Source organism: Pseudomonas cedrina subsp. cedrina, from assembly GCF_001983175.1.
Taxonomy (GTDB): domain Bacteria; phylum Pseudomonadota; class Gammaproteobacteria; order Pseudomonadales; family Pseudomonadaceae; genus Aquipseudomonas; species Aquipseudomonas cedrina.
The window spans coordinates 24,964-48,895 of record NZ_MNPW01000022.1; the positions used below are offsets into that span (position 1 = coordinate 24,964).

At 60.3% G+C, this 23,932-nt stretch carries 20 protein-coding genes and 1 pseudogene; 15 read left to right on the forward strand and 6 right to left on the reverse strand.

Translation table 11 applies throughout. The annotated features are described in order from the left end of the window. Window positions 1–4 precede the first annotated feature (4 nt). Window positions 5–1,336 carry an L-fucose:H+ symporter permease gene (fucP, locus tag BLL36_RS28900; protein ID WP_076954997.1) on the forward strand — a complete coding sequence of 444 codons (1,332 nt, stop codon included), beginning with the start codon at window positions 5–7 and terminating at the stop codon, window positions 1,334–1,336. Continuing rightward, window positions 1,333–2,379 carry an aldose 1-epimerase family protein gene (locus BLL36_RS28905; protein ID WP_076954998.1) on the forward strand — a complete coding sequence of 349 codons (1,047 nt, stop codon included), beginning with the start codon at window positions 1,333–1,335 and terminating at the stop codon, window positions 2,377–2,379. Before fucP ends, BLL36_RS28905 begins: the two co-directional genes overlap by 4 nt. Here BLL36_RS28905 and deoR read toward each other — a convergent pair. After that, a complete protein-coding gene (deoR, locus tag BLL36_RS28910) occupies window positions 2,376–3,134 on the reverse strand; it encodes a DNA-binding transcriptional repressor DeoR (RefSeq protein WP_076954999.1) in 759 nt (252 codons plus the stop codon). The two genes, BLL36_RS28905 and deoR, sit on opposite strands and share 4 nt — an antisense overlap. A gap of 127 nt (window positions 3,135–3,261) precedes the next feature. Here deoR and deoC point away from each other — a divergent pair, with 127 nt between their 5' ends. Then, a complete protein-coding gene (gene deoC / locus BLL36_RS28915) occupies window positions 3,262–3,945 on the forward strand; it encodes a deoxyribose-phosphate aldolase (protein WP_076955000.1) in 684 nt (227 codons plus the stop codon). Between the two features lie 82 nt (window positions 3,946–4,027). Here the strand turns inward: deoC and BLL36_RS28920 are convergent, their stop codons facing one another. Further along, window positions 4,028–4,273, reverse strand: coding sequence for a hypothetical protein (locus tag BLL36_RS28920; protein WP_130926008.1), 246 nt, complete (start codon window positions 4,271–4,273; stop codon window positions 4,028–4,030). 500 nt (window positions 4,274–4,773) lie between these two features. On the opposite strand from BLL36_RS28920, the gene BLL36_RS28925 reads away from it, so the two are divergent. From BLL36_RS28925 to BLL36_RS28935, 3 genes are all read left to right on the forward strand, one after another. Next, window positions 4,774–5,976 carry a M48 family metalloprotease gene (locus tag BLL36_RS28925; RefSeq protein ID WP_076955002.1) on the forward strand — a complete coding sequence of 401 codons (1,203 nt, stop codon included), beginning with the start codon at window positions 4,774–4,776 and terminating at the stop codon, window positions 5,974–5,976. Continuing rightward, window positions 5,964–11,417: a WGR domain-containing protein gene (locus BLL36_RS28930; RefSeq protein ID WP_076955003.1), complete on the forward strand. Its 5,454-nt coding sequence runs from the start codon at window positions 5,964–5,966 to the stop codon at window positions 11,415–11,417. Before BLL36_RS28925 ends, BLL36_RS28930 begins: the two co-directional genes overlap by 13 nt. 134 nt (window positions 11,418–11,551) lie before the next feature. Beyond that, window positions 11,552–11,779 (forward strand): hypothetical protein, encoded by a 228-nt coding sequence (locus tag BLL36_RS28935; RefSeq protein ID WP_076955004.1) that lies wholly within the window; start codon window positions 11,552–11,554, stop codon window positions 11,777–11,779. A 21-nt stretch (window positions 11,780–11,800) separates the two neighbouring features. On the opposite strand, the gene BLL36_RS28940 is transcribed toward BLL36_RS28935, so the two are convergent. Then, window positions 11,801–12,031 (reverse strand): hypothetical protein, encoded by a 231-nt coding sequence (locus BLL36_RS28940; RefSeq protein ID WP_076955005.1) that lies wholly within the window; start codon window positions 12,029–12,031, stop codon window positions 11,801–11,803. 197 nt (window positions 12,032–12,228) lie between these two features. On the opposite strand from BLL36_RS28940, the gene BLL36_RS28945 reads away from it, so the two are divergent. The 5 genes from BLL36_RS28945 (at window position 12,229) to idi (ending at window position 17,531) form a co-directional block, all read left to right on the forward strand. Further along, window positions 12,229–12,489, forward strand: coding sequence for a metallothionein (locus tag BLL36_RS28945; RefSeq protein WP_076955006.1), 261 nt, complete (start codon window positions 12,229–12,231; stop codon window positions 12,487–12,489). 364 nt (window positions 12,490–12,853) lie between these two features. After that, entirely contained in the window at window positions 12,854–13,723 is an 870-nt protein-coding gene (locus BLL36_RS28950; RefSeq protein WP_076955007.1) for an isocitrate lyase/PEP mutase family protein, read from the forward strand. Window positions 13,724–13,940: 217 nt separating this feature from the next. Next, window positions 13,941–16,157 (forward strand): cytochrome P450, encoded by a 2,217-nt coding sequence (locus tag BLL36_RS28955; RefSeq protein WP_076955008.1) that lies wholly within the window; start codon window positions 13,941–13,943, stop codon window positions 16,155–16,157. Further along, window positions 16,154–16,999 (forward strand): class I SAM-dependent methyltransferase, encoded by an 846-nt coding sequence (locus BLL36_RS28960; RefSeq protein ID WP_076955009.1) that lies wholly within the window; start codon window positions 16,154–16,156, stop codon window positions 16,997–16,999. The genes BLL36_RS28955 and BLL36_RS28960 overlap by 4 nt, the downstream gene beginning before the upstream one ends. Continuing rightward, window positions 16,989–17,531: an isopentenyl-diphosphate Delta-isomerase gene (gene idi / locus BLL36_RS28965; RefSeq protein ID WP_076955010.1), complete on the forward strand. Its 543-nt coding sequence runs from the start codon at window positions 16,989–16,991 to the stop codon at window positions 17,529–17,531. Before BLL36_RS28960 ends, idi begins: the two co-directional genes overlap by 11 nt. Window positions 17,532–17,588: 57 nt before the next feature. Here idi and BLL36_RS31870 read toward each other — a convergent pair whose 3' ends face one another. Continuing rightward, window positions 17,589–18,173 (reverse strand): methyl-accepting chemotaxis protein, encoded by a 585-nt coding sequence (locus BLL36_RS31870; RefSeq protein ID WP_370737450.1) that lies wholly within the window; start codon window positions 18,171–18,173, stop codon window positions 17,589–17,591. A 3-nt stretch (window positions 18,174–18,176) separates the two neighbouring features. Then, window positions 18,177–18,944 (reverse strand): annotated as a pseudogene (locus BLL36_RS31875) (PAS domain-containing protein); the annotation flags it as partial. A 179-nt stretch (window positions 18,945–19,123) separates the two neighbouring features. Here BLL36_RS31875 and BLL36_RS28975 point away from each other — a divergent pair. Together BLL36_RS28975 and BLL36_RS28980 are read left to right on the forward strand one after the other, a co-directional pair. Further along, window positions 19,124–19,504, forward strand: a complete 381-nt coding sequence (locus BLL36_RS28975; RefSeq protein ID WP_076955012.1) for a RidA family protein — start codon at window positions 19,124–19,126, stop codon at window positions 19,502–19,504. Between the two features lie 70 nt (window positions 19,505–19,574). Beyond that, the gene (locus BLL36_RS28980) at window positions 19,575–21,554 is read left to right on the forward strand and encodes a peptidase U32 family protein (RefSeq protein ID WP_076955013.1); all 1,980 of its coding nucleotides are present in this window, start codon (window positions 19,575–19,577) and stop codon (window positions 21,552–21,554) included. Here BLL36_RS28980 and BLL36_RS28985 read toward each other — a convergent pair. Continuing rightward, window positions 21,532–22,437 (reverse strand): DMT family transporter, encoded by a 906-nt coding sequence (locus BLL36_RS28985; RefSeq protein ID WP_076955014.1) that lies wholly within the window; start codon window positions 22,435–22,437, stop codon window positions 21,532–21,534. The two genes, BLL36_RS28980 and BLL36_RS28985, sit on opposite strands and share 23 nt — an antisense overlap. 109 nt (window positions 22,438–22,546) lie before the next feature. On the opposite strand from BLL36_RS28985, the gene BLL36_RS28990 reads away from it, so the two are divergent. Both BLL36_RS28990 and BLL36_RS28995 read left to right on the forward strand, forming a co-directional pair. Then, the gene (locus BLL36_RS28990) at window positions 22,547–22,990 is read left to right on the forward strand and encodes an Lrp/AsnC family transcriptional regulator (protein ID WP_076955015.1); all 444 of its coding nucleotides are present in this window, start codon (window positions 22,547–22,549) and stop codon (window positions 22,988–22,990) included. Between the two features lie 303 nt (window positions 22,991–23,293). After that, window positions 23,294–23,752, forward strand: coding sequence for an REP-associated tyrosine transposase (locus BLL36_RS28995; RefSeq protein WP_076955016.1), 459 nt, complete (start codon window positions 23,294–23,296; stop codon window positions 23,750–23,752). Window positions 23,753–23,932 lie beyond the last annotated feature (180 nt).

Genomic DNA, 23,932 nt, shown 5'->3' on the forward strand with positions numbered 1-23,932 from the left:
AATAATGAACAAACCTGCGCTGCAACAGACACCCGATGGTTTCTACCTGAACCGCACGCCCTGGTTCGCCTTTATCCTGCTGTGCAGCATTTTTGCACTGTGGGCCGCGGCGGCCAGCATGAACGACGTGCTGATCGCGCACTTCAAGAAAGCGTTTTTGCTCAGTGATTTCCAGACCGCCTTTGTGCAGTCGGCGTTTTACCTGGGCTACTTTTTCGTGGCGATTCCGGCCGCGATGGTGGTGCGACGCTTGAGCTACAAAAGCACGATCCTGATCGGGTTGATGCTGTATATGTTCGGCTGCCTGTTGTTTTTCCCGGCGGCCTCCACGGCCAAGTACGGCATGTTCCTGTTGGCGCTGTTTGTAATCGCCGCCGGCCTGTCGTTCCTGGAAACCGCGTGCAACACCTACTCGACCCTGATGGGACCACGGGAAACCGGGACCCGGCGCTTGAATATCTCGCAGACCTTCCACCCCTTCGGCGCGATGGCCGGGGTATACGTGGGCAGCTTTGTGATGTTCAAGGACACCGACGCCACCACTGAACAACTGACGCAGATGAGCGCTTCCGAGGCGGCGGTGCAGCAGTTGCAAATGATCCAGTCCACACTGTTGCCCTACAAGTGGATGATCGCCGTGCTGGTGCTGGTATTTATCCTGATCGCCATTACCCGGTTTCCCGCCTGCAAGGGTAATCAGCCCGCAGGCAGCAAGCCTGGCAGCCTGCGTCAGAGCCTGGGCCGGTTGTGGCGCAACCCGCGCTTTACCTTTGGGGTGTTGGCGCAGTTTCTCTACGTGGGCGCGCAGGTCGGTGTCTGGAGTTTCACCATTCGCCTGGCCATGCAAATGGGCGGTATGAACGAGCGCAGCGCTTCCTGGTTTCTGCTGACCACCTTTGCCGCCTACTTTGTCGGCAAGATGATCGCCAACCTGTTGATGCGACGCCTGCATCCGGCCAAGGTATTGGCGATCTACGGTGTGCTGTGCATTGTGCTGCTGGCCTATACGATTCTGGTGCCGAACATTTCGGCGGTGTATGCAGCAGTCGGCGTGAGCATTTTCCTCGGCCCGTGCTGGCCGACCATCTACGGTCTGACCATTGATGGCCTGGGTGAAGACACCGGCGTCGGCGGTTCCTTGCTGGTGATGAGCATTGTCGGCGGCGGGGTGATCCCGATCTTCCAGGGCCTGCTGTCCGACGCCAGCGGCGGCAATATGCAACTGGCCTACAGCGTGCCGTTGCTGTGCTTCATCGTGATTGTGATGTATGCGCTCAAGTGCATGCGCCAATCCAACAGCTCGCCGGTGGGCGCGGCGGGGGCGGTAGCCTCATGAATACACGTATCCCGCTGTACCCTGCGCTGTTTGGCGAGCAGGAAAAAACCCTGCTGCAATCGCCGGCATTCAAGGTCAGCGCCTGGACTTACCCGTCCGGCGTGCCGGCCCTGAGCCTTGAAAACAGCCGTGGACGGCTGGTGGTATTGCCTTATCAGGGGCAGATGATCTGGTCAGCCGTGTTCGACGGTTGCGACTTGACCATGAGCAACCTGTTCGAGCAACCCAAGCCCAGCCCGACGATCATTGATACCTATGGCTGCTTCATGTTTCACAGCGGCTTGCTGCGCAACGGTTGCCCGGCGGCGGATGACACCCATGCCTTGCACGGCGAGATGCCATGCGCGCCGATGGACACGGCCTGGCTTGAAATCGACGAGGGCATTTTGCGCCTGGGCGGTTCTTACCAATATGCCAAGGGATTCGGCGATCGCTACCGGGCGAGCCCCTGCGTGACACTGCGCGCCGATTCGGCCTTGTTCGATATCGGTATGGACGTGACGAACCTGGCCGGCAAGCCCATGGACCTGATGTACATGGCCCACATGAACTACGCGTTCGTGACCGGTGCGCGGTTTGTCGAGCCGCAGGGCATGCAGCGCATGCGCCTGCGCACCAGCGTGCCGGACCACGTCAAGCCAACCCCGGCCTGGAGCGCCTATATGGCGCAACTGGCCGCGCAACCGGCTCAATTGGCCTGCCTTGATCAGCCGGCACTGTACGACCCGGAGATCGTGTTTTTCTTCGATGGCGTAGGTACGGATGCCGCGGGCCAGGCGCATTTTCTGCTGGATCATCCCGACGGAGCTGCGTTCTATACCCGTTACCGTCCCGAGCAGTTCGAGCATGCCGTGCGCTGGATCCTGTACACGCCGGATCAGCAAGTGGCGGCGTTCGTACTGCCGTCCACCTGCGAGCCCGAGGGCTATAACGCCGAAAAAACCAAAGGTCACGTGCGCGAACTGGCGGCTGGAGCCAGCGCTTCGTTCAGTGTCACCACCGGATACTTGAATGCGCAGGAACGGCAGAAACTGTTGGGTTAAACCAGCAATTGCGCACCGTTGGCCTGGATCACGTCCTTATAGCCGCGCGGGATTTTCTTGTCGCTGACTACGTACTGAAAGTCTTGCAGAGCAGCGAAGTGAGCGGTGCGCACGGTGTCGAACTTGCTGAAATCGGCGAGCAATACGCGTTGCTGGGCTTGGCGCATGACCTTTTGCTTGACCTCGACTTCATTGAAGTTGAAGCACGTCACGCCAAATTCCTGGCTGACACCGGCGGCAGTCACGAAGGCCCACGTCAGGCGCACGCTGTCGAGAATGCTGCTTTCGGCACTGCTTTCGAAGACCTGGTTCTTGCGGTGGAAGGTGCCGCCGCACAACACGATGTGGCAATTGGGCTTGTTCTGCAGCTTGAGCAGCACGTTCAACGAGCTGCACACCGCGGTGAACTCCAGCGCATCGGGGATGAAATCCACGACAAACGGCGAAGTGGTGCCACAGTCGAAAAATACCGTGTCGCCTGGCTGGATCAACTGGGCGGCGAGTTTACCGATACGGCGCTTTTCCTCGACGTGACGCGTGTCCTGCTCGGCTACCCGGTAATCGCCGACCTCGTTGCCGACGCGGGTGATGTAGCCACCCAGCAGCCGCAGATGCTTGCTGAAGTGGTTGAGATCGCGGCGCAGGGTCATCTCGGAAACGTCCAGCAGGGCGGCCATTTCCTTCAAGTGAATGGCGTTCTGGTCTTGCAAGGCTTGTTGGATAAGCTTCAGTCGCTCGGCTTTTCTACTGTCCACGAGTATTCCAGGGCTTGATTGTTGATGTTAAATAAGTAACATTAAATGTGAATATTGCAACTATAAAAGTGAGCGTCGTGACACGCGCCGCACACTCATTGGCAACATACAGGCAAGGACCCCTTAAATGAACAGTCTTCCACCCGCAGCATTAGCCAAATACATCGATCACACGTTGCTCGCCGCCGACGCCTCCCGTGAGCAAATCCGGACCTTGTGCGAAGAAGCCCGGGAACACGGCTTTTATTCGGTGTGCGTGAATTCCGGGCAAGTGCCTTACGCCGCATCGTGCCTGAGCGACAAATCCGTGGTGATTTGTGCGGTGGTGGGCTTCCCACTGGGCGCTGGCCTGAGCGACACCAAGGCGTTCGAAGCCCGACAGGCGATTGCCGCCGGGGCAGGGGAGATCGATATGGTGCTCAATATCGGCTGGTTGAAGGACGGGCTGCTGGACGCCGTGCGCGAAGACATTGCCCAGGTTCACAAGGCCTGCGGCGCCGTACCGTTGAAGGTCATCCTGGAAACCTGCCTGCTTGATGACGAGCAGAAGGTCCAGGCCTGTGAAATCTGCCGCGACCTGGGCGTGGCCTTCGTCAAGACATCCACGGGGTTCAGCCGCGGCGGCGCTACGGTCGAAGATGTGGCACTGATGCGCCAGACCGTGGGTGCCGGGGTTGGCGTAAAGGCGTCCGGGGGCGTGCGCGACTATCCGACAGCGTTGAAGATGATTGAGGCCGGAGCGACACGCCTGGGCAGCAGCTCGGGGATTGCGATTGTGGGTGGCGCGCTGACGGCGGCAGGCGATTACTGAGGTGAGCATATAACTCAACTAAATAGTCATTTAGTTGAGTTATATTATTTTGCTATTAAAGTGAAGCAGGGTAGACCTAATCTTAAGTGGTTTCTGCGGGTTTTAAGAGAGCCTGGAAAGCTTGCTCAGTGGCTTGTTCCGCCTCTTTGATTTGGTTGAGAACTGCCATAAGGCGCTGGGAAATTTCTTCTTCTATTGCCGAGTCTGATAGATCACCTAGCAGGCTCGACATCTTTTTTAGACGATTCACATGGTCGCTATTAGAAGGCACCACATAGCATCTGAATTTTGCGATCTCTATCTGGGTAGCTCCAATGGGTGTTGTCATGATCTGCGCTAGGAGCTTCGCGCTTGCGGCCCGTTCACGTTTCCTTTGGGCTTTATCAAAGCTCAAGTGCAATAGCAGCTATAGCGTCCCAGTCGATTTTCCATTCGGTACAAAGCCACATGCAATTTCTCCGTCAATTGGTGAGGCGACGTTTGTCGGGCAGCATTCAAGCGCACAGTGATCAGCATTGCCAATGCTGAAAGCAGCAGGCGCCGTCAGGCTTCAAATGTGACCGGCAGAGTCCCCCAGTTTCATATAGGACGGTTCGCATAATGTATATTATGTTAAATAGAGGATTACGCTGATAGGCTCATGCGCAGCCCAAAGCCCTGATTCGACAATCCCACTTCCGATGTCCACTTTCTTTCACAAGTATTTTCCCCTCCCCATAGGTATGCTCCGCGTTTGTTACCAATCATTGATACCGGGATGCCGACCCAGGTCTCTGCTGCACAACCGCAGTATATGGAGCCGTATCCTCTCAAGGACGTTTGAACACAATGAGTACCACCGCGCTGGACATCAGCAGCCTGACGCCACTGCCTTACCACCAGCGTGTGGTCGATTACCTCAAAGCCTATGAACCTGTCGTGTGGGAATGGGCCTCGTCCTTGGGCGTTCAACAGGAGCATGCTCAGGATGTGCGCGCGCAATTGCTGCGTGACACTTATCGCCTGAGCCCCGAGACCCATCCCCAGGCCTATCAAGCCTGTGAAACAGCGCTGCAGTGCTTGCAGATCAACGCACCCGCAACCCTTTACCAGGCTGGCGACGGTGCGATGAATGCGAGCCTGTATTACCTGGCCGGTGAAGTGCATGTGGTGTTTTACGGACCGATTCTTGAGCGCCTGGATGCCCAGGAGTTGCTGGCCTTGCTCGGGCATGAGTTGGCCCATTACCGCTTATGGTCGGAGCACAATGGCGACTTTCTCACCGCCGAGCGGATTCTTAATCATGCCATGGCCGATGTGAATACGCCGGCCAGCCTGGAACAGACCGCACGTCTCTATAGCCTGCACACTGAAATCTATGCCGACCGCGGTGCCGCCCTGGTTGCCAATGGTCCAGAAGCGTCGATTACGTCTCTGGTCAAGATTCACACCGGGATTATCAGCGTTGATGCCGCCAGCTACTTGAAGCAGGCCCGTGAGCTGGACGGCAAGGATGCACCGTTATCCCAGGGCATTTCCCATCCGGAGACGTTTCTACGCTCCCAAGCGGTAGACAGCTGGTGGCAACAACTCCCGGATACGGACAACTGGCTAAACCGCCGCTTGCACGGGCCGTTGTCGCTCACTCGTCTGGACGTGACCGATCAGGTCGAGTTGACCGCCCTCACCCGCAGCTTTATTGCTCATTTCATCGGCACGTCCGTGTTGCAATCGGAGGTTGTGCTCAACCAGGTGCGAGGTTTCTTTCCGGACTGGAAAGACAACGAAACGCCACTCGATCTGGCGACGCTGAATGCCGAGCGTATCGACACAAGCATCCATGAATACCTGCACTTCATCATGCTTGACCTGAGCCTGGTGGACCGCGACCTGCGGGATGAAGCCCTGCTGCACGCCGCGCGCACCGCCAAGAAACTCGGCAGCGCCGATGACTTTATCAACGTGCTCAAGCGCGATATCAAACTACCAAAACGTGAGCTCGACCCGATCGTTCGTGCGCTCAAAGCGGAGGTCGACACATGGACCCAGTAATCCAACCCGTCACATTCACTGAGTTACTCAATAGCCACGATGGCGCTGCAGTACCCATCGACGATGTGTTGTTCCTGGCGCTACCGCTGCTACGCCAAGTGGCGCAACTGCATGAACTGGGGCGTGTCGCCCAGCTCAGTTATTTCGATGTGATACAGGGGCCGGAGCGCACGCTGCAATTGCGCAATCCCGAGGGTATACCTGCGCGACTGGCGATGGACGCGATCAAGCAGGTGCAGCCCAATCCGGAATCGGCGCTCAACGTCGTCGGCAAAGTCCGCCTGACTCGGGATTCGGAAAGCGGCGTGGCCATTACTGACCTGCAAGTCCAGGAAGATCTGCATCAAACCATCGACCACCCGGTGTTCCTCCCTGACCTGCACAGTTGGGAGCATCGCCTCGGGCACCACGATGAGATCACCGACATATTCCAGCTCGGCCAATTATTGGCGTGCCTGGCGTGCGGGCTGGATTTCGCCGATATCAATGACCTCAAGACGTTTGCCCGGCACCGTCGCAATCTGTTCCAGCTCAATGGCCGACTCAACCCGGTGCTGGCCAACCTTATCGTCGAGATGACTGAGCTCAACCGCCATGAGCGCGCCACTGATGTGGGCTCGCTGGCACGCCGCCTGGAGTCCTGGCGCGAACAGCCGGCCAGCCTGGACGTCGAGCGTGTGTTGGCCCAGGCCGAAGGCCCGGCTTCGCGGCGCACCGTGGTGCTGGAACATCTGCGCAACCGGTTGTTTGACCTTTCGCGTCGCAATCGCCTGCTGTATTTCCGGCCGACCCAGGCCAACGTCAACTTGACCGTGGCCAGCGTTCCGTTGGTGATGCGCATTGAAAGTATCCGGCCCGAAGCGCTGTGCACCTGGCAGCCCAACTTCGGCGGATTCTCCGAACAAGTGCTCAGCGGTAAACCTGTCGGCCTGCAGCAATGGCTACGGTTCGAAGACCAGGTCTGGCTGCAGGCGTCCCTGGAGCGCATCATCCAGGAAACCCGCCGCGACCGCGCCGAATTCGGCTTCAGTAACCTTCGCCTGGTGGTGGCGTTCATGCGCTGGCACAACCTCAAGGACACGCCGGAAGAACGCATCGTCACCCCGCTGCTGTGGTTGCCGGTGGAATTGAGTCGCAAAAAAGGCGTACGTGACCAGTTCGTGTTGCAGTGCGACGAAACCGAGGCCGAATTCAACCCGGTACTGCGTCATCAATTGCGTCAGCTCTACGACATCCAGTTGCCGGAAACCGTCGACCTGCAAAAGACTTCGCTGGAAGACATCCACGCTGATATTGCGCGCCAGATCAAACTGACCGAACCCGGCGTCGAGTTACGCCTGCAAAGCAAGCCGCAAATCGAACTGATCCACCAAAAAGCCGTGCAGCATCTGCACCACTTCCAGCGCCGTCGTGCCCGCCAGCGCATGTCGACACCTTTGACGAAGCCGGATTTCAGCTACGATCGCGAAGATTTCCGTCCCCTGGGCCTGCAGTTGTTCCAGCAGAAGGTGCTGCCCAGCGAGTTGCCGCTACGCCTGGCCGTAGGCGCCAAACCCGTTCCGCGCAACCAACACCCGCAGATGGTTGCCAGCAGTGCCGAAAACAGCACCTTCGCCCTGCCCGAGAACCAGGGGCATCGCTACGCCTGGGACATAGACCTCACCCAGGTGACCCTGGCCAACTTCAATTATCGCAAGATGTCGCTGGTGCGTGACTATGCACAGTTGATCGACGAACCGGCGCAGAACGAAGCGTTTGACCGGATGTTCTCCATCGAGCCTCGGGACGTCGAGGTCCAGGCCCCCGACCCGATCCCGTTGCCCGAACAGTGGAACGTGGTGGCGGGCGACGCCACGCAGAATGCGGCCGTCAGCCTGGCCCGTACCGGGCGTAACTTCATCATTCAGGGACCGCCAGGCACAGGCAAATCCCAGACCATCACTAACCTGATCGCGGACTACGCCGGTCGCGGCCTGCGAGTGCTGTTTGTCTGTGAAAAACGTGCGGCACTGGACGTGGTGTTCCATCGCCTGCAGCAAAGTGAACTGGGTGATTTGTGCTGCCTGATCCACGACTCCCAGACCGACAAGAAGACCTTCGTGGGCAACCTGCGCGAGTGCTATGAGCGCTGGATCGCCGGCGATGCGCAGTCGTCGCAGGTGCAGGCCAGGCGCGACACCTTACTGGCTGGCCTGAGCCAGCAGTTGGGCTTGATAGAGCGTTTTGAACAGGCAATGCGTGGAATGCCGGAGTCCTTGGCATGCTCGGTACGCGAGTTGGTACGTCACTTGATCGAACTGCCGCCCGTTGCTGCCACGCTGCCTCCCGAAGCCTTGGAGCGTCTACCCGAATGGCGTCATTGGCAGGCACAAAGCGAGCTGACCGGTCGCGTCTATCAGGCGATCAAAGAACGTTTCGGCCTCGACAGCTTCGCACGTCACCCTTTCAGCCGCTTGGCCTCAAGCCTGATTACCCACGAACATGCGTACGGCCAACTCAAGGCGTTCCTGGATGAAGCCGGTGGGCTGATCGACAGCGTCGAGCAATGCCTGGAGTCATCGTCGAGCCTGTTGTCCGCGGACACTCGCCTGGCGGACGCGTGCGTGCTGACCCAGGCCGCCGAACACTTGACCAGCGCCAACCTGGCAGCGCATCTCGACCTGCTGGAACCGGGCTCATCAGGCGCCCAAGCGCTGCACGCCGAGCAGGCGGCGTTGCAAGCACTGGCCGTACAGCAACACAACGCCCGTGAATCCAACCACCACTGGCGTGAAAAACTCGCGCCCCAGGACACCCAGGCTGCCATCGATCTGGTACAGCGCCTGGAAGGCTCGCTGCTGCGTTGGCTGCAACCTGCCTGGTGGCGGCTGCGCAGTGAATTGCAACGACGCTACGACTTCAGCCAGCACGCGATTCGACCAACTTTGCGCAGTGTGCTGGACAACCTGGCCGACGAGCATCGCGCTACTGCCCAAGTGCACGCTGAGCAGCAACGTTTGCAAGGCCGTTATGGCATCCCGGATATCGACCTGTTCGTGCACAACCTGCAAGCCTTGCTCCAGCAACTGAGCGCATCACCGCTGTTGCGCCAATGGGTTGAGGGCCTGCGAGACAATCCGGACGCCCTGCCCGGTCTAAGCCAGGAGGCCAGCTTGCGCCAGCCGGTAGCCCGCCTGGCCGAACTGGTCGCTCGACATTGTGTGTTCGACCCGGCGTTGAGCCTGGGCGAGTTGGCCGAATACCTGCGCGATCTGCGTGAAGAACTAGACGAACTGCCCGACACCCTGCCCCTGCTCAATGAGCTGCACCAAGCCGATCCTGTCTGCCTGGCGGTCGTGCAACAGTACGCCTTGGCGCAACGCGCACTGGACGGTTTGATTGCCCAGGAAAACCTGACCCGCCTGTACCGCGCCAATCCGCAGCTGGCGCGCTTCGACGGCCTGGCCTTGAGTCTGGCTGCGCGCCAGGTCAGCCTGGCTGAATGCAACCTGCTCAAAAGCAACGCCCACGTGCTGAGCGCCACGTTGCACCAGCGTTTTCTGGAGCATGTGAAGCAATCGGCGATGTCGGTGACGCAACTCGATGCCCAGGCCCGTGAGTTCAAAAAAGCCTACGCCAAAGGTCGCCGTGAACTGGAACATGAGCTGGGCAAGACCATGCGCTATCGCTCCATTCGCGAAATGGCGAGTGGTGACAGTGGCCGCGTGATCAACGACCTCAAGCCCATCTGGTTGATGAGCCCGCTGTCGGTGTCCGACACCCTGCCTTTGACGCCGGACCTGTTTGACGTGGTGATTTTCGACGAAGCCAGTCAGATCCCCAGCGAAGAAGCCGTGCCCGCACTGAGCCGTGCGCAGCAGGTGATCGTGGTCGGTGATGAAATGCAATTGCCACCGACCAACTTCTTCTCCAGTGCCGGCGACCAGGACGATAACGAACTGATTGCCATGGAGGATGGCGAACAGATTGCAATCAACCTTGATGCCGATAGCCTGCTGAGCCAAGCCGCGCGTAATTTGCCGGCAACCCTCCTGGCCTGGCACTACCGCAGTCGCCACGAAGCCTTGATCAGTTTTTCCAACGCGGCGTTCTACGAAGGGCGGCTGATCACCATTCCCGACCGTCGTATCGAGCGCCCTGCCCCGGCCCAGACCGCACTGGACTCCACGGACGCCCAGGCAGCCATCCGCGGCGCCGACACGCTGCTCGACAGCCCGATCAGCTTCTTGAAGATGAGCGACGGTGTCTATCTCAGTCGCAGCAACCTGGCCGAAGCGCGGTATATCGCTAACCTGGTACGGGAGCTGCTACAACGGGAGACTGGACTGAGCCTGGGTATCGTCGCCTTTTCCGAGGCCCAGCAAGGCGCCATCGAGCAGGCCCTGGAAGACTTGGCCAGCGGCGACTCGGCCTTTGCCACACGGCTTGAGCGCGAATACGTGCGTGAAGATGCCGGGCAGTTCAATGGCTTGTTCGTCAAGAACCTGGAGAACGTCCAGGGAGATGAGCGTGATGTGATCATCCTGAGCATTTGCTACGCGCCAGGACCGAACGGCAAAATGCTGATGAACTTCGGCCCGATCAACCAGCGCGGTGGGGAAAAACGCCTGAATGTGATCTTCAGTCGCGCGCGCAAGCGCATGGCGATTGTCTCCAGCATTGAGGCAGAGGCTATCACCAACACCCACAACGACGGTGCCGCCGCACTGCGTGCGTTCCTGCAGTTCGCCCAGGCCAGTGCCAGCGGGGATGCGCCACGTTCCCAGGGTATCCTCGCCAACCTCAATCCAGGTGCCAAGCAGTCCTTTGCCGTCAGCCTGCCCAAGGACCACCTGCGCGGCGCGCTCGCTGCCGCTTTGCGCAAACGTGGGCATTCGGTTGAGGAATATGTCGGACGTTCGCAGTTCCGCTGCGACCTCGCGATCAGTGACGCCAGTGGTGAACACTTCAGCGTCGGCGTACTGCTGGACGGTGATATGGCCGCCGCTGACGTGCGTGAGCGCTACATCTTCCGTCCGACGGTACTGCGCAGCTTCGGTTGGAAGATCATCGACGTGCTCAGTAATGACTGGCTGCGCGACCAGGAAGAGGTGCTCAATCGCATCGAAGCGTTGCTAAGGGGCGAGGACGCCGCTGCACTTCCAGAACCGGAACAGCCAGAGGAAGCCATCGAGATCCAAGCCCAGCCGCCAGCCCTCCCTGAAGCGACACCCTTGATGCGCGAGTTCACGTTTGGTGAAGGCAATTCCAACAAGTTCTGGCGTATCGGCGTCACCGAGGCTGAGGTGGTGGTGAATTTCGGTCGTATCGGCACCAAGGGCCAGACCCTGATCAAGTCCCTCGACAGTCCCGAACGCGCCTTGCGTGAAGCGCAAAAGCTGATCGTAGAGAAACTGCGCAAAGGGTATCAAGAGCAGGCGGGTTCAATCGCCCCGCAGTGAGCTGGGTCGGTCCAGCATGAATGAGACAAGCGCGTTCAATTTGAACGCGCTGCAGCCACTTTTTCTGAATCCTCCCGCACTGCGCCGCTCAAACAACAAACACCCCACCGCTCATTTGCCTTGAGGAAACGTCCATGTTTGAAAAGCCGCACTACCTCGTCAGCTTCATCCTCGATAGCCAACCACAAAGCCGAACGCTCGAGCACGATGCGCATGACCTTGATCCGCAACTGGCGCAGACCCTGCTCAAACAGCGCTTCCCTGAACTCAAGGATGCGCCGCTGAGCGACGTTCAGGTGCAAAAGCGCACCAAGCCCGTGGACGAAGGCCATGACGTCCCCGGGCACTACAAACAGCCGTAAATGGCTCAGGCGCTGGCCGTCTCAGTCGATCGGGCCAATATTGATCGTACGGTCAGCGCCCAGCCCCTCGACCTTGGCGAGGACGTCGCTGGGCGTGCCTGCGGAAAAATGCACCACGTAGCCCATGCCGCTGCCATCTTCCTCGACCGAGGTGACCCACAACTCGACCTCGTCGGCGGCCAAGCCGATGGCGTTGCCGATCTGGCGATTGCGCTGGCCGGAATCGTTGTCGTCCAATGGGTAGTTATTCATCGGTAAACCTCCTCGTTCATGGATTGACGCTGTTACCTCCATGGACGCCCAAGGCCGTGGACGGTTCGTTTTTTCTGCCGCTCGGTAGTCGGCTGCACCGCTCATCACCCGAAGCGTGTTTTTTTTACAACCTTGCGGATTTTTCAGGGTTCAAAAACAGGTGTGTCGACCCTTACATCACTGATTGCGGAGGATTCATGAACCACGCCACCACGAATTTGCCCTGCGCGTGCCCTGATTGCAGTTGCCACGTCGCCGAGGACACGCGCTATCAGCGCGACGGCAAAGCCTATTGCAGCCAGGCATGTGCCGACCTGCACCCGGCCGGGCAACCGTGCCCGTCGGACACCTGCCATTGCGAACGCGGTGTTGCGCTGGAGGAGCGCAGCATCAGCGATTCGAAACTCGATGAGGCCGTGGAAGAAACTTTCCCGGCGAGCGATCCGATTTCGCCTTGACCTGGCATCACGCATAAAAATGTGGGGGCTGGCTTGCCTGCGATAGCCATAAGTATCTACACAACTTTCAGAGGCTGGCGAGTTCCCCCTGTGGCGAGCGGGCTTGCCCCGCGTTGGGCTGCGCAGCAGCCCTAAATCAGACTCTGCGGAATGTCTGGTACTCCGCATTCGTTTCCATTGGGCTGCTGCGCAGCCCAACGCGTGGCAAGCCCGCTCACTACGGTTATGCGTAGGCTGAAGATTTATAGGTCAGCGTTTGCTGGTGCTGAAACGTCATCATCCTGCGTTCGTCTGCATGGTAATCTCGCACCACCATGAATAGACATTGATCGTCATGTGACGATGACCAGAACCAGGAAAGAACATGCCAAAGATTTCTCACTCAGCCCTGCGCCGCCAATTCCGTGAATTGCTCGCCACCCCAATTTGCGTAGAAACCGCCTCCGTCTTCGACCCGATGTCCGCGCGTATCGCCGCCGACCTGGGTTTCGAGGTCGGTATCCTCGGTGGTTCCGTGGCCTCGTTGCAGGTCCTGGCGGCGCCGGATTTTGCGCTGATCACCCTGAGTGAGTTCGTTGAACAGGCCACCCGAATCGGGCGCGTGGCCCAGTTGCCGTTCATTGCCGATGCCGACCATGGCTACGGTAACGCGCTGAACGTGATGCGTACCGTCGAAGAACTCGAGCGCGCCGGTGTGGCCGCGTTGACCATTGAAGACACGTTGCTGCCTGCGCAGTTCGGGCGTAAGTCCACCGACCTTATCTCGATTGAAGAAGGCATCGGCAAGGTCCGCGCCGCGCTGGAAGCGCGGGTTGATCCGCAACTGTCGATCATCGCCCGCACCAACGCCGGTGTGTTGCCGACCGAAGCGGTCATCGAGCGCACCCTGGCTTACCAGAAAGCCGGCGCCGACGGGATCTGCATGGTCGGCGTGGCTGATTTCGAGCATCTGGAAAAAATCGCCGAGAACCTGACGGTGCCGCTGATGCTGGTGACCTACGGCAATCCAAAACTGCATGACGCGCAACGCCTCGCCAGCCTGGGCGTGCGCGTGGTAGTTGCCGGTCACGCAGCCTATTTTGCCGCGATCAAGGCGACCTACGACAGCCTGCGCGCCCAGCGCCAGCTGACCCATAGCACCTCAAACCTCAGTGCCACCGAGCTGACGCACACCTACACCCTGCCGGAAAGCTACGTGGCGTGGGCTGAAGAGTTCATGGATGTAAAAGAGTAACCCCCCGCCTCGCAAAGAAACCGGGCCGGCTCCGCGCCGGCCCGTGTTAAGACGTACCCATCGCTCAACCTCTACCCTCCTGCGCGTTCACCGCGCCCCCGGCGGCTTTTCCTGTCGCTATCTCAAATTATTCCCACATCGCAGGCTGTGCCTCATCGCGTAAGGTCACGCTGGCTGGACGCTTCTACCCAGATGCGTCAAAAAACAGGAGCGCTTCATGCCACCCGAACCCCACGAAGGCGACCCTGGCGGCCGCGATGACAGCTATCATCTACCGTCAACCCCGCTGATTATTCCCGACGTCCAACTGCCGTTCTCAGCCCCGCCGCCACGTTCCGACACGGATCACCTGCGCACCCATGCGCTCGCCTGGGCGCAGCAATACGGCTTGATTGGCCGCCGCGGCGCACATCGACTGGGCACCACGCCTCTGCTCGATCTGGGCATAGCGCTGTGCGGCGCAGCGCCCACGGATCGCGCAGAGGTGCTGGTGTGCTGGTACCTGTGGGCGCTTATCCTGGATGATCGCATCGACGACGGGCCATGGGCGGAAAACGGCGCATTGGAACGTTTCAATACTGCCGTGCAGGCAGTCACCGAGGCCGATGGCGCGCCAGGCCACCGATTTGACGACCCGATGCTCGTTGCCCTGGCCGATGATCTGTGGCCGCGCACCCGTTGCTGGGGCGGCGAGCGTTGGCGGCATCGGCTCGTGCGGCATCTGGGCCGACATCTGCAAGCGCAGGCGACGTTGGTGCAGGTGCGTGAAACCGACGGGACGCTCACGTTGGCCGAATATCTGCCGTTGCGCCGGGATTCGTTTGGCGCATTGTTCTTCTTCGATCTGATCGACGGGGCCGAAACACTGGACCCTTATCTGCATCCGGAGTGCGCCGAGGGGTGGAACCGGCTACGTGAACACAGCGCCGATATCATCGCCTGGACCAACGATCTCCATTCGATTGCCAAAGACGTGGTGTGTGGCGAGCGCTTCAACCTGGTGTCGATACTCGCGGCTGCGACTGGCTTCGATTGGCCTGCCGCGATCGAGTCCGCGCATCAGCAGGTCACCAAGGCCGTCGAGCAGTTCACTGCAGTAGCCGCTCGACGGGTCAGTCAGCGGTCCTGCGCCGCAACCGACCCGGAGCGCCTGAGCCAGGTGGTGCGCGCGGCCGGCGACTGGCACCGAACCGTTTCCCGCTATCACCTGCATGCCGCCGGCACAACGACGCAGGCCAGCCGGCAAGTGGACCTGCAACTCACCCCGCCGACGCTCAAATCCCGGCAGTTCGAAATCGATCCCTACCCCTTGTATGAGCGTTTGCGCACCACGCTGCCGATCGTCTACGACGAGCCCACCGATGTGTGGCTGGTCAGCCGGCATGTGGACGTCAAGGCTGCGCTCACCCACCCTGGCGCAAGCAGCAACAACTACGCCTGGCAGATTGGCCCGCTGCTGGGGCACACGATTGTCGCCATGGACGGCTGCGAACACGCCCAGCACCGGGCATTGCTCAGCCCGGCGTTCCGCAGCAAGGCACTCGCCCTGCTCCAAGACTCGATCATTTCGGTGACCACTGACCTGCTGACGCCGATGCACGGCCGTTCCCAGGTCGAGCTGATTGCCGATTTCACCGCAGCCTTGCCGGTGCGGGTGATGGCACGCGTGCTGGGCCTGCCGGCCGAAACCTGTGAACAGGTGGCGCAGTTGAAGCGCTGGTGCGCCATCGGCTTCGCTTACATGGGCAACTACCGACAGGATCCTGCCCTGTTGACCGGCGGTTTATCCAATCGGGACAGCTTCTACGACTTCATCCAGCCGTACATCGATGCTCGCCGTGCGCAGCCCACCGACGACTTGATCTCGCAGCTTCTGGCGGCACGCATTGACGGCGAACCCTTACCCGAGACATTGGTGCGCGCGTACTGCGCGATCCTGATGACGGCGGGCAGCGAGACCAGCCATGGCGCCCTGGCCAATCTGCTGGTCAACCTGTTGAGCGAGCCCGGCGTCAAGGAAGCGGTGATGGCCAATCCCGAGTTGATGGACAACGCGCTTTGCGAAACCCTGCGACGCAACCCGCCCTTGCAACTGGTCCTGCGGGAGGCCCGTGAAACGCTGGCGCTGCCGTCAGGAACGATCCCCGCCGGCGCGACCCTGGCATGCCTGATCGGCTCGGCCAACCGTGATCCGGACCAATTCAGCGAACCGGACACCTTCAACCTGTCTCGTGCCCACCAGGAAGCGAACCATTTCGCCTTTGGCGCGGGCCGGCACTTCTGCCTGGGCTCCCTGCTGGCGCGGATGGAAATCACGATTGGCGCTCGCATGCTGCTGCAGGCCTTTCCCAACATACGCTGGGCCCCAGGCTTTGAGCCCACGGAGTGCGGGTTTCTCAACCGCGGCCCCAATCGACTGGAGGTTGCACTATGACCACCCCTTTCCTCGCCGAGGAACCTGGCTACACCAGCAGCTATCTCGGTGACCAGCATGCGGGTCAGTTGGCACGGCTGCGCACCCTGGAATCGGCCTTTGATCCGCTGAGCCAATCGGTATTCGAGCAACTGGTTCTTCCGGCCAGGCCTGCCATCCTGGACCTGGGCGCAGGTGCCGGATCCCTCGCCGCCTGGCTGGCCCGGCGATATCCCGACGCAAGTGTCACCGCCACCGACATCGATACGCGCTTGCTCATGGATTTACCTGGCATCCACGTGGTCGCCCACAATGTCGTGACCGACGATTTTCCAGCGGCTTCCTTTGACGTTGTGCACGCCCGGGCGCTGCTGTGCCATCTCGCCGAGCGCGAAGAAATATTGACGCGAGCCATCACCTGGCTTCGTCCAGGCGGCTGGTTGGTGATTGAAGACGTGAGCCTGCAACCGAGCTTGAGCACGGAGAACCCGTTGTTGCGCAAAGTGGCCCAGGCGGGTGTCACTCTGTTGGAGCAGTCCATTGGTTCCGACATGCGCTGGGCCGACACCCTTCCCCGCCAGCTCCGTGAGCGCGGGCTCTCGAACTGTGCGCATCGCACCCTCGAAGGCCGGATCGGCGATGGCAGCGCAGCCGATACCTTCTGGGCCGCAACCACCGCACAGGCGGTGCCCGCGCTGCTGAAACTCCAGTTGCTCACCCAGCAAGACCTTGATGCCATGGCCGACCTGCGGGCCGATCCGGGGTTCACCGAAGCGGCTTTGACCTTGGTCAGCGCCTGGGGGCAAGTGCCCGCACTTGACAGGAACGACGCAGCATCGAGGGAGTTACACAATGAACCATGATGTCGTGCTGGTTGACGCGCAGGATGTACCCATCGGTGTGTGTGACAAACGCGTCGCACACCTGGGGTCGGGACAGCGCCATCGCGCATTTTCCGTGCATCTGATCGACAGCGCCGGGCGGCATCTGCTTCAACGTCGTGCTGCCGGTAAAATGCTTTGGCCGAGCTTTTGGTCGAACGCTTGCTGCAGTCACCCGGCGCCTGGCGAGCGCATCACGGATGCCGCGTCCAGGCGCCTGCGCGAAGAATTGGGCATCGTTGCCTCTTGCCGCTTTCTATACAGCTTTGAGTACCATGCACACTTTGGTGACATCGGAGCGGAACACGAGCTGTGCCATGTGTTGGTGGCTCAATCCGACGCACCGGTTTTACCGGTTGCCGAGGAAGTCAGTGAGACCCGGTGGATGACTCGTGCGCAAATATCGGCGCACCTTTCGGATGCGCAAGCGCCATTCACACCCTGGTTTCGAATGGAATGGCGCAGGCTTTTATCCGAACACCCGTCGTTCGATACGCCCACCCCGCGGGCGTAGCCTTATAAACGGTGCCGCTGAAGCCGACCGACAACGGCATCGGCCAGCGCTATCGCTTCAGCCCACCCAGCCGACCGCCGTTTTGGGAATAACTTCGGACTCGTCCAGCTTGGATGCAAACATGCTCACGGCCTCCACCGCATCACTGGTGCTGGTGCGAATCTGCAGGATCACCGAACCCGCTTGATCGGCCAGGCTCACGCCGCGTTGCGCGCCTTCCTGGGTGGCGTTCATGCTGGTCACCGCGTCGCGGGTTTCCGAGAGGATCATGCCGATCATCTCGGCAATTTCCGCCGTGGAGCGGCTGGTGCGCCCGGCCAGTTGCCGGACTTCATCGGCCACCACCGCGAAACCGCGCCCTTGATCACCCGCGCGCGCTGCCTCGATGGCCGCGTTGAGTGCCAACAGGTTGGTCTGGTCGGCGATGCCACGAATGGTATTGACGATGGCGGTGATCTGCTCGGAACGATCGCCCAGCTGCCCCACCAAGCGTGCCGAGGCGCCGATGTTGTCGGCGATGCGGCGCATCTCGCTCGCAGTTTCCTGGATGACCTGGGTACCGTGTTCGGCGAAACGCTCGGTTTCCGAGGAAATATGGTACGCCCTTGAAGCGCCGCGCGAGTCTTCCTCGAACTTCTCCACGCGCTCGGTGATGTCGCTGGCGAACTTGACGATCTTGATCAGCTTGCCTTCGCCGTCGAAGACCGGGTTGTAGCTGGCTTCCAGCCAGACCACACGGCCATGTTTGCCGATTCGCTTGAATTGCCCGGTGAAGAATTCACCGTTGTTCAAGCGCCGCCAGAAATCCGTGTACTCATGGCTGTTGACCAGGGTCGGTTCGCAAAACAGACGATGGTGCTTGCCTTTGATCTCCGCCAGCGTATAGCCCATTACATTCAGGAAATTCTCATTGGCGTCCAGCACCTGGCCGCTCAGGTCGAACTCGATGGCAGCCATCGCGCGGTCCAACGCCGTGAGTTTGCTGCGGGTCGCGGCCTCCTGTTCCACCTTGGCGGTAACGTCCAAGGCGTACTTGACCACTTTCAGCACCTGGCCACGCTCATCCAGCACCGGGTTGTAACTGGCCTCCAGCCAGAGGGTCCTGCCGCTGGCGTCCACGCGCTTGAAGGTGCCGGAGACGAATTTTCCGGCTTTCAAATCACTCCAGAACTGACTGTACGCCGGGCTGCCGGTCAGCGCCGGCGGGCAAAAATCACGGTGGGATTTGCCGGCCAGTTGCGCAGCGCTATAGCCCAGGGTCTTGAGAAAATTGTCATTGGCGCGCAGGACCTTGCCATTGAGGTCGAATTCGACCACGGCCATGGAGCGTTCCAGCGCAGCGATCAATCCCTTGTAATCGGAGACTTCGGCCGTCCTGGCCGCCAGTTCTATTTTTAGTGTTTTGTTGAACATGACGTACCCTCAGCCGTGCGAATAACCTTTCTCTAGTCGGGCTATCGGCGGCGGAATAGGGGACTTGATGCAACTTAAATGATTATTTTCTGGCGTCAAAAAAACCCAAGGCAGTTTGCCCCTGAGACTGTTTTCGGGGACCATGGGCGCCTTCTTTTTTCCGTCACCGCGAGGCGCCCATGGCCAACCACGAGCTGCACTACACCCCGGACCCCGATGCCGACTCGATTTCCTCCGATGTGATCGGCTTCAACGGCATCCTGGTGTCCACCCAGATCCCGACCCGCGCCGACGGCAGTCTGGAACTGGGCGACATCACCCTGCAAAGCGAATGCACCCTGCAAGCGCTCAAAGTCGCCCTGGAAAAAGCCGGCAGCTCAATGGACCGGGTGATGCACCTGACCATTTATCTGACGGACATGGCGGATCGCGCCGCCTTCAACGAGGTCTACAAGCGCTTTTTCGCCAAGCCCTGGCCCGTACGCGCGGCGGTTGGCGTGGCAGCGCTGGCGGTGGAAGGCATGCGCGTGGAAGTGACCGCGATGGCCGCCAAGGCCTGAGTTGATGCCGGTCAGGCATTTCACAGCTACAATGCGCGCCTCAACCGTGACAAGCCTGACTAAAAAAACTATGTCCTTGCCCAAGCATCACCTGGAATTGCTCAGCCCTGCCCGCGATGTCGCCATTGCACGCGAGGCTATCTTGCATGGCGCCGACGCCATCTATATCGGCGGCCCGAGCTTCGGCGCGCGCCATAATGCCTGCAACGAAGTGAGCGAGATCGCTTCCCTGGTGGAATTCGCCCGTCGCTATCACGCGCGCGTCTTCACCACGATCAATACCATCTTGCATGACAACGAACTGGAACCCGCGCGCAAGCTGATCCATCAGCTCTACGACGCCGGCGTCGACGCGTTGATCGTGCAGGACCTGGGCGTGATGGAGCTGGATATTCCGCCCATCGAGCTGCACGCCAGCACCCAGACCGACATTCGCACCCTGGGCCGCGCCAAGTTTCTCGACCAGGCGGGCTTCTCGCAGCTGGTATTGGCCCGTGAACTGAACCTGCAAGAGATCCGCGCCATCGCCGATGAGACCGATGCCGCCATCGAGTTCTTCATCCACGGCGCCCTGTGCGTGGCGTTCTCGGGCCAGTGCAACATCTCCCACGCGCAAAATGGCCGCAGCGCCAACCGTGGCGACTGCTCCCAGGCCTGCCGCCTGCCGTACACCTTGAAAGACGACCAGGGTCGCGTCGTGGCCTTTGAGAAGCACCTGCTGTCGATGAAAGACAACAACCAGAGCGCCAACCTGCGCGCCCTGGTCGAAGCCGGCGTGCGTTCGTTCAAGATCGAAGGCCGCTATAAAGACATGGGTTACGTGAAGAACATCACCGCCTACTACCGCCAGCGCCTCGACGAGATCCTTGAGGACCGCCCGGACCTGGCCCGCGCCTCCAGTGGCCGCACCGCGCACTTCTTCCTGCCCGATCCGGAAAAAACCTTCCACCGTGGCAGCACCGACTATTTTGTCAGCGACCGCAAGATCGACATCGGCGCCTTTGACACCCCGACCTTCACCGGCTTGCCGGTGGGCGTGGTGGAAAAAGTCGGCAAGCGTGACCTGCAGGTGGTCACCCATGAGCCGCTGTCCAACGGCGACGGCCTGAATGTGCTGGTCAAGCGTGAAGTGGTGGGATTTCGCGCCAACATTGCCGAGCCCAAGGGTGAGTTCGACGAAGACGGCGAGAAGCGCTACCGCTACCGCGTCGAGCCCAACGAAATGCCGGCCTGCCTGCAGCAAGTGCGCCCGAACCATCCGCTGAACCGCAACCTGGACCACAACTGGCAACAGGCCTTGCAGAAGACTTCCGCCGAACGGCGCATCGGCCTGGCCTGGGTGGCGCGCTTGCGCGAAGACCGGCTTGAAGTCACCGCCACCAGCGAAGAAGGCGTCAGCGCCAGCGCCACCCTGCCCGGCCCGTTTGGCGTGGCCAACAAGCCGGAACAGGCGCTGGATACCCTGCGCGACCTGCTCGGCCAATTGGGCACCACCGAATACCACGCGACCGACATCGCGCTGGATGCGCCGCAGGCGTTCTTCATCCCCAATTCGCAGCTCAAGGCCCTGCGCCGCGAAGTGATCGAAGCGCTGACCGCCGCCCGTGTGGCCGCCCACCCGCGCGGTGGCCGCAAAGCCGAAACCTCGCCACCGCCGGTGTACCCGGAAGCGCATTTGTCGTTCCTGGCCAACGTCTACAACCAGAAGGCCCGCGACTTCTACCACCGTCACGGGGTCAAGCTGATCGACGCTGCCTTCGAAGCCCACGAAGAAACCGGCGAAGTGCCAGTGATGATCACCAAGCACTGTCTGCGCTTCTCGTTCAACCTGTGCCCTAAACAGGCCAAGGGTGTCACGGGCGTGAAAACCAAGGTCGCGCCGATGCAGTTGATCCATGGCGATGAAGTGCTGACCCTGAAGTTCGACTGCAAGCCGTGCGAGATGCACGTGGTGGGCAAGATCAAGGGGCATATCCTTGGGTTGCCGCAGCCGGGCAGTGCCGTGGAGCATTTCAACCCGGAAAATATCATCTTTCAGGGCACGCACTGACCCTACGGGAGCGGGGCCATTTCCAGCCCCGCTGCAACCCCGCCGCCGCCAGCAGGATCGCCGCCACGCCCAGCCATTGCAGCCAGTCCAGGCGATGCCCGAACGCGATCCAATCCACCAGAATCGCCGCAATCGGATAGATAAACGACAATGCGCCGGTGATCGCCGTCGGCAGTTTCTGGATCGCCCCGTACAACAACACATACATCAATCCGGTATGCACCACGCCAAGGGTCGCCAAGGCCGCCCATGCATCGGCGGACGCAGGCAGGCTGTCCCACGGCACCAGCGGCGCCAGTAGCAACGCACCGGTGATCACCTGGATCAACGCCATCAAATGCGGCGGCACCGCCTTCAAGCGCTTGATGATCAGCGCCGCCACGGCGTACAGAAACGCTGCCCCCAACGCCAGCGCGATACCCGCCAGATAATTCCCGCCCCCCGTTTGCTGTTCGCCATGGGCGCTGACGATCGCCAGCATGCCGAGAAACGCCACGCTCAGCCACGCGAGTTTCTGCAGGGTGATTTTTTCGTTGAGAAACACCGCCGCCAGCATCACCAACATGAACGGCTGCACGTTGTACACCGCTGTACTGATAGCAATCGACGCATGGGAATAGGATTCGAACAGCAGTAGCCAATTGCCGACAATCGCCACGCCACTGAGCATGGCCAGGCCGAGCCTGGCCCAACTGAGCAGCTCCAGGCGCAGATAACCCAGCCAGGCGCATACCAGCAGCAACGTCAGGGCGCCGATGACGCAGCGCCAGAACACCACCTCGATCACCGACACGCCGGACACCAGCACAAACCAGCCGATAGTGCCCGAAATCAGCATGGCAGCGACCATTTCCCACGAACCGCGACGGATAGATGTATCCATGTTTGAGGCTCCTCAAGTGAGGCTCAAGTATGGCAATCTGCTGGGTAGCGGCTCCAGCGACTAAAAAAGGCAAATTCCGGAAATCACCTTTACTTATTAGGTTGAAACCATGATCGACACTATCGACCAGCAACTGATCGCCGCCTTGATGGACGACTCGCGCCTGTCGCTCAAGGCACTGGCGGGTATCACCGGGCTGTCCTCGCCCAGCGTCGGCGAACGACTGCGGCGTCTTGAAGAGCGCGGCGTGCTGACCCACTACACGGTCGACATCGACCCCAGACATTTCGGCTACCTGCTGCAAGCCATCGTGCGCATACGCCCCCTGCCCGGCAAACTGCAGGAGGTTGAACGCCAGATCCAGGCGATCCCCGAGTTCACCGAATGCGACAAAGTCACTGGCGAGGACTGCTTCATCGCGCGCCTGCATGTGCGCACCATGGATCACCTCGACAGTCTGCTGGACCGCATCAACGCGTACGCCGAGACCAACACCGCCATCGTCAAGAAAACCCCGGTGAAGCGACGTTTGCCGCCGTTGGCGGATGAATGATTTTGGTGGTGCTATCGCGAGCTTGCTTGTTGTGGCCTGTGGCGAGCGGGCTTGCCCCGCGTTGGGGCGCGAAGCGGCCCCAGTCAAATCGCCGCGTTTATCCAGATACACCACGGGAGCAGGTTTTGGGGCTGCTTCGCAGCCCAACGTGGGGCAAGCCCGCTCGCCACAACAGCCCGACTCGCCACAGGATGAGCTGCTCATTTAGTGTAAGTGAGGTAATACAATGACACTGAACTCAACGCGGCGGAGGCGCCACCACTGCTAGCGTGAAAGCTCCTATTCACTTACAGGAGCAACGGATTGCCTCGCCAGCCAAACTCTCATCTGTTACGTCGCGGTCGTTACTCAGAATGCGGCCGCGCTTATCTGGTCACCGCCGTGGTGCATCAACGCCAGCCCTTGTTCAGGGATTTTCAGTTGGGGCGGTTATTGGTCGCTGAGTTCAAGCGAGCCCATGACGCCGGGTTAGTGACCTCCCTTGCGTGGGTAGTCATGCCAGACCACTTTCATTGGCTATTAGCCCTCAATAGCACGACGCTTGCCGGTGTAATGCGACAGACCAAGTCACGCAGTACCTTGAGCATTAATCGAGCCCGCTGCAGCCGGGAAAAATTTTGGCAGCGTGGCTATCACGACCGGGCCGTGCGCGCGGATGAAGATCTTTTGAAAATGGCCCGTTACATCGTCGCCAACCCATTGCGTGCCGGCTTGGTTGAGCACATTGGCGATTATCCATTGTGGGACGCCGCCTGGTTATGACTTGGCTAGGATTCCTGTGGCAAGGCCCTGGCTGGGTGAACGGCACATCTGCGTGGCGAGCGGGCTTTGTTGTGGCGAGCGGGCTTGCCCCGCGTTGGGGCGCGAAGCGGCCCCAGTCAAATCGCCGCGTTTATCCAGATACACCACGGGAGCAGGTTTTGGGGCTGCTTCGCAGCCGCA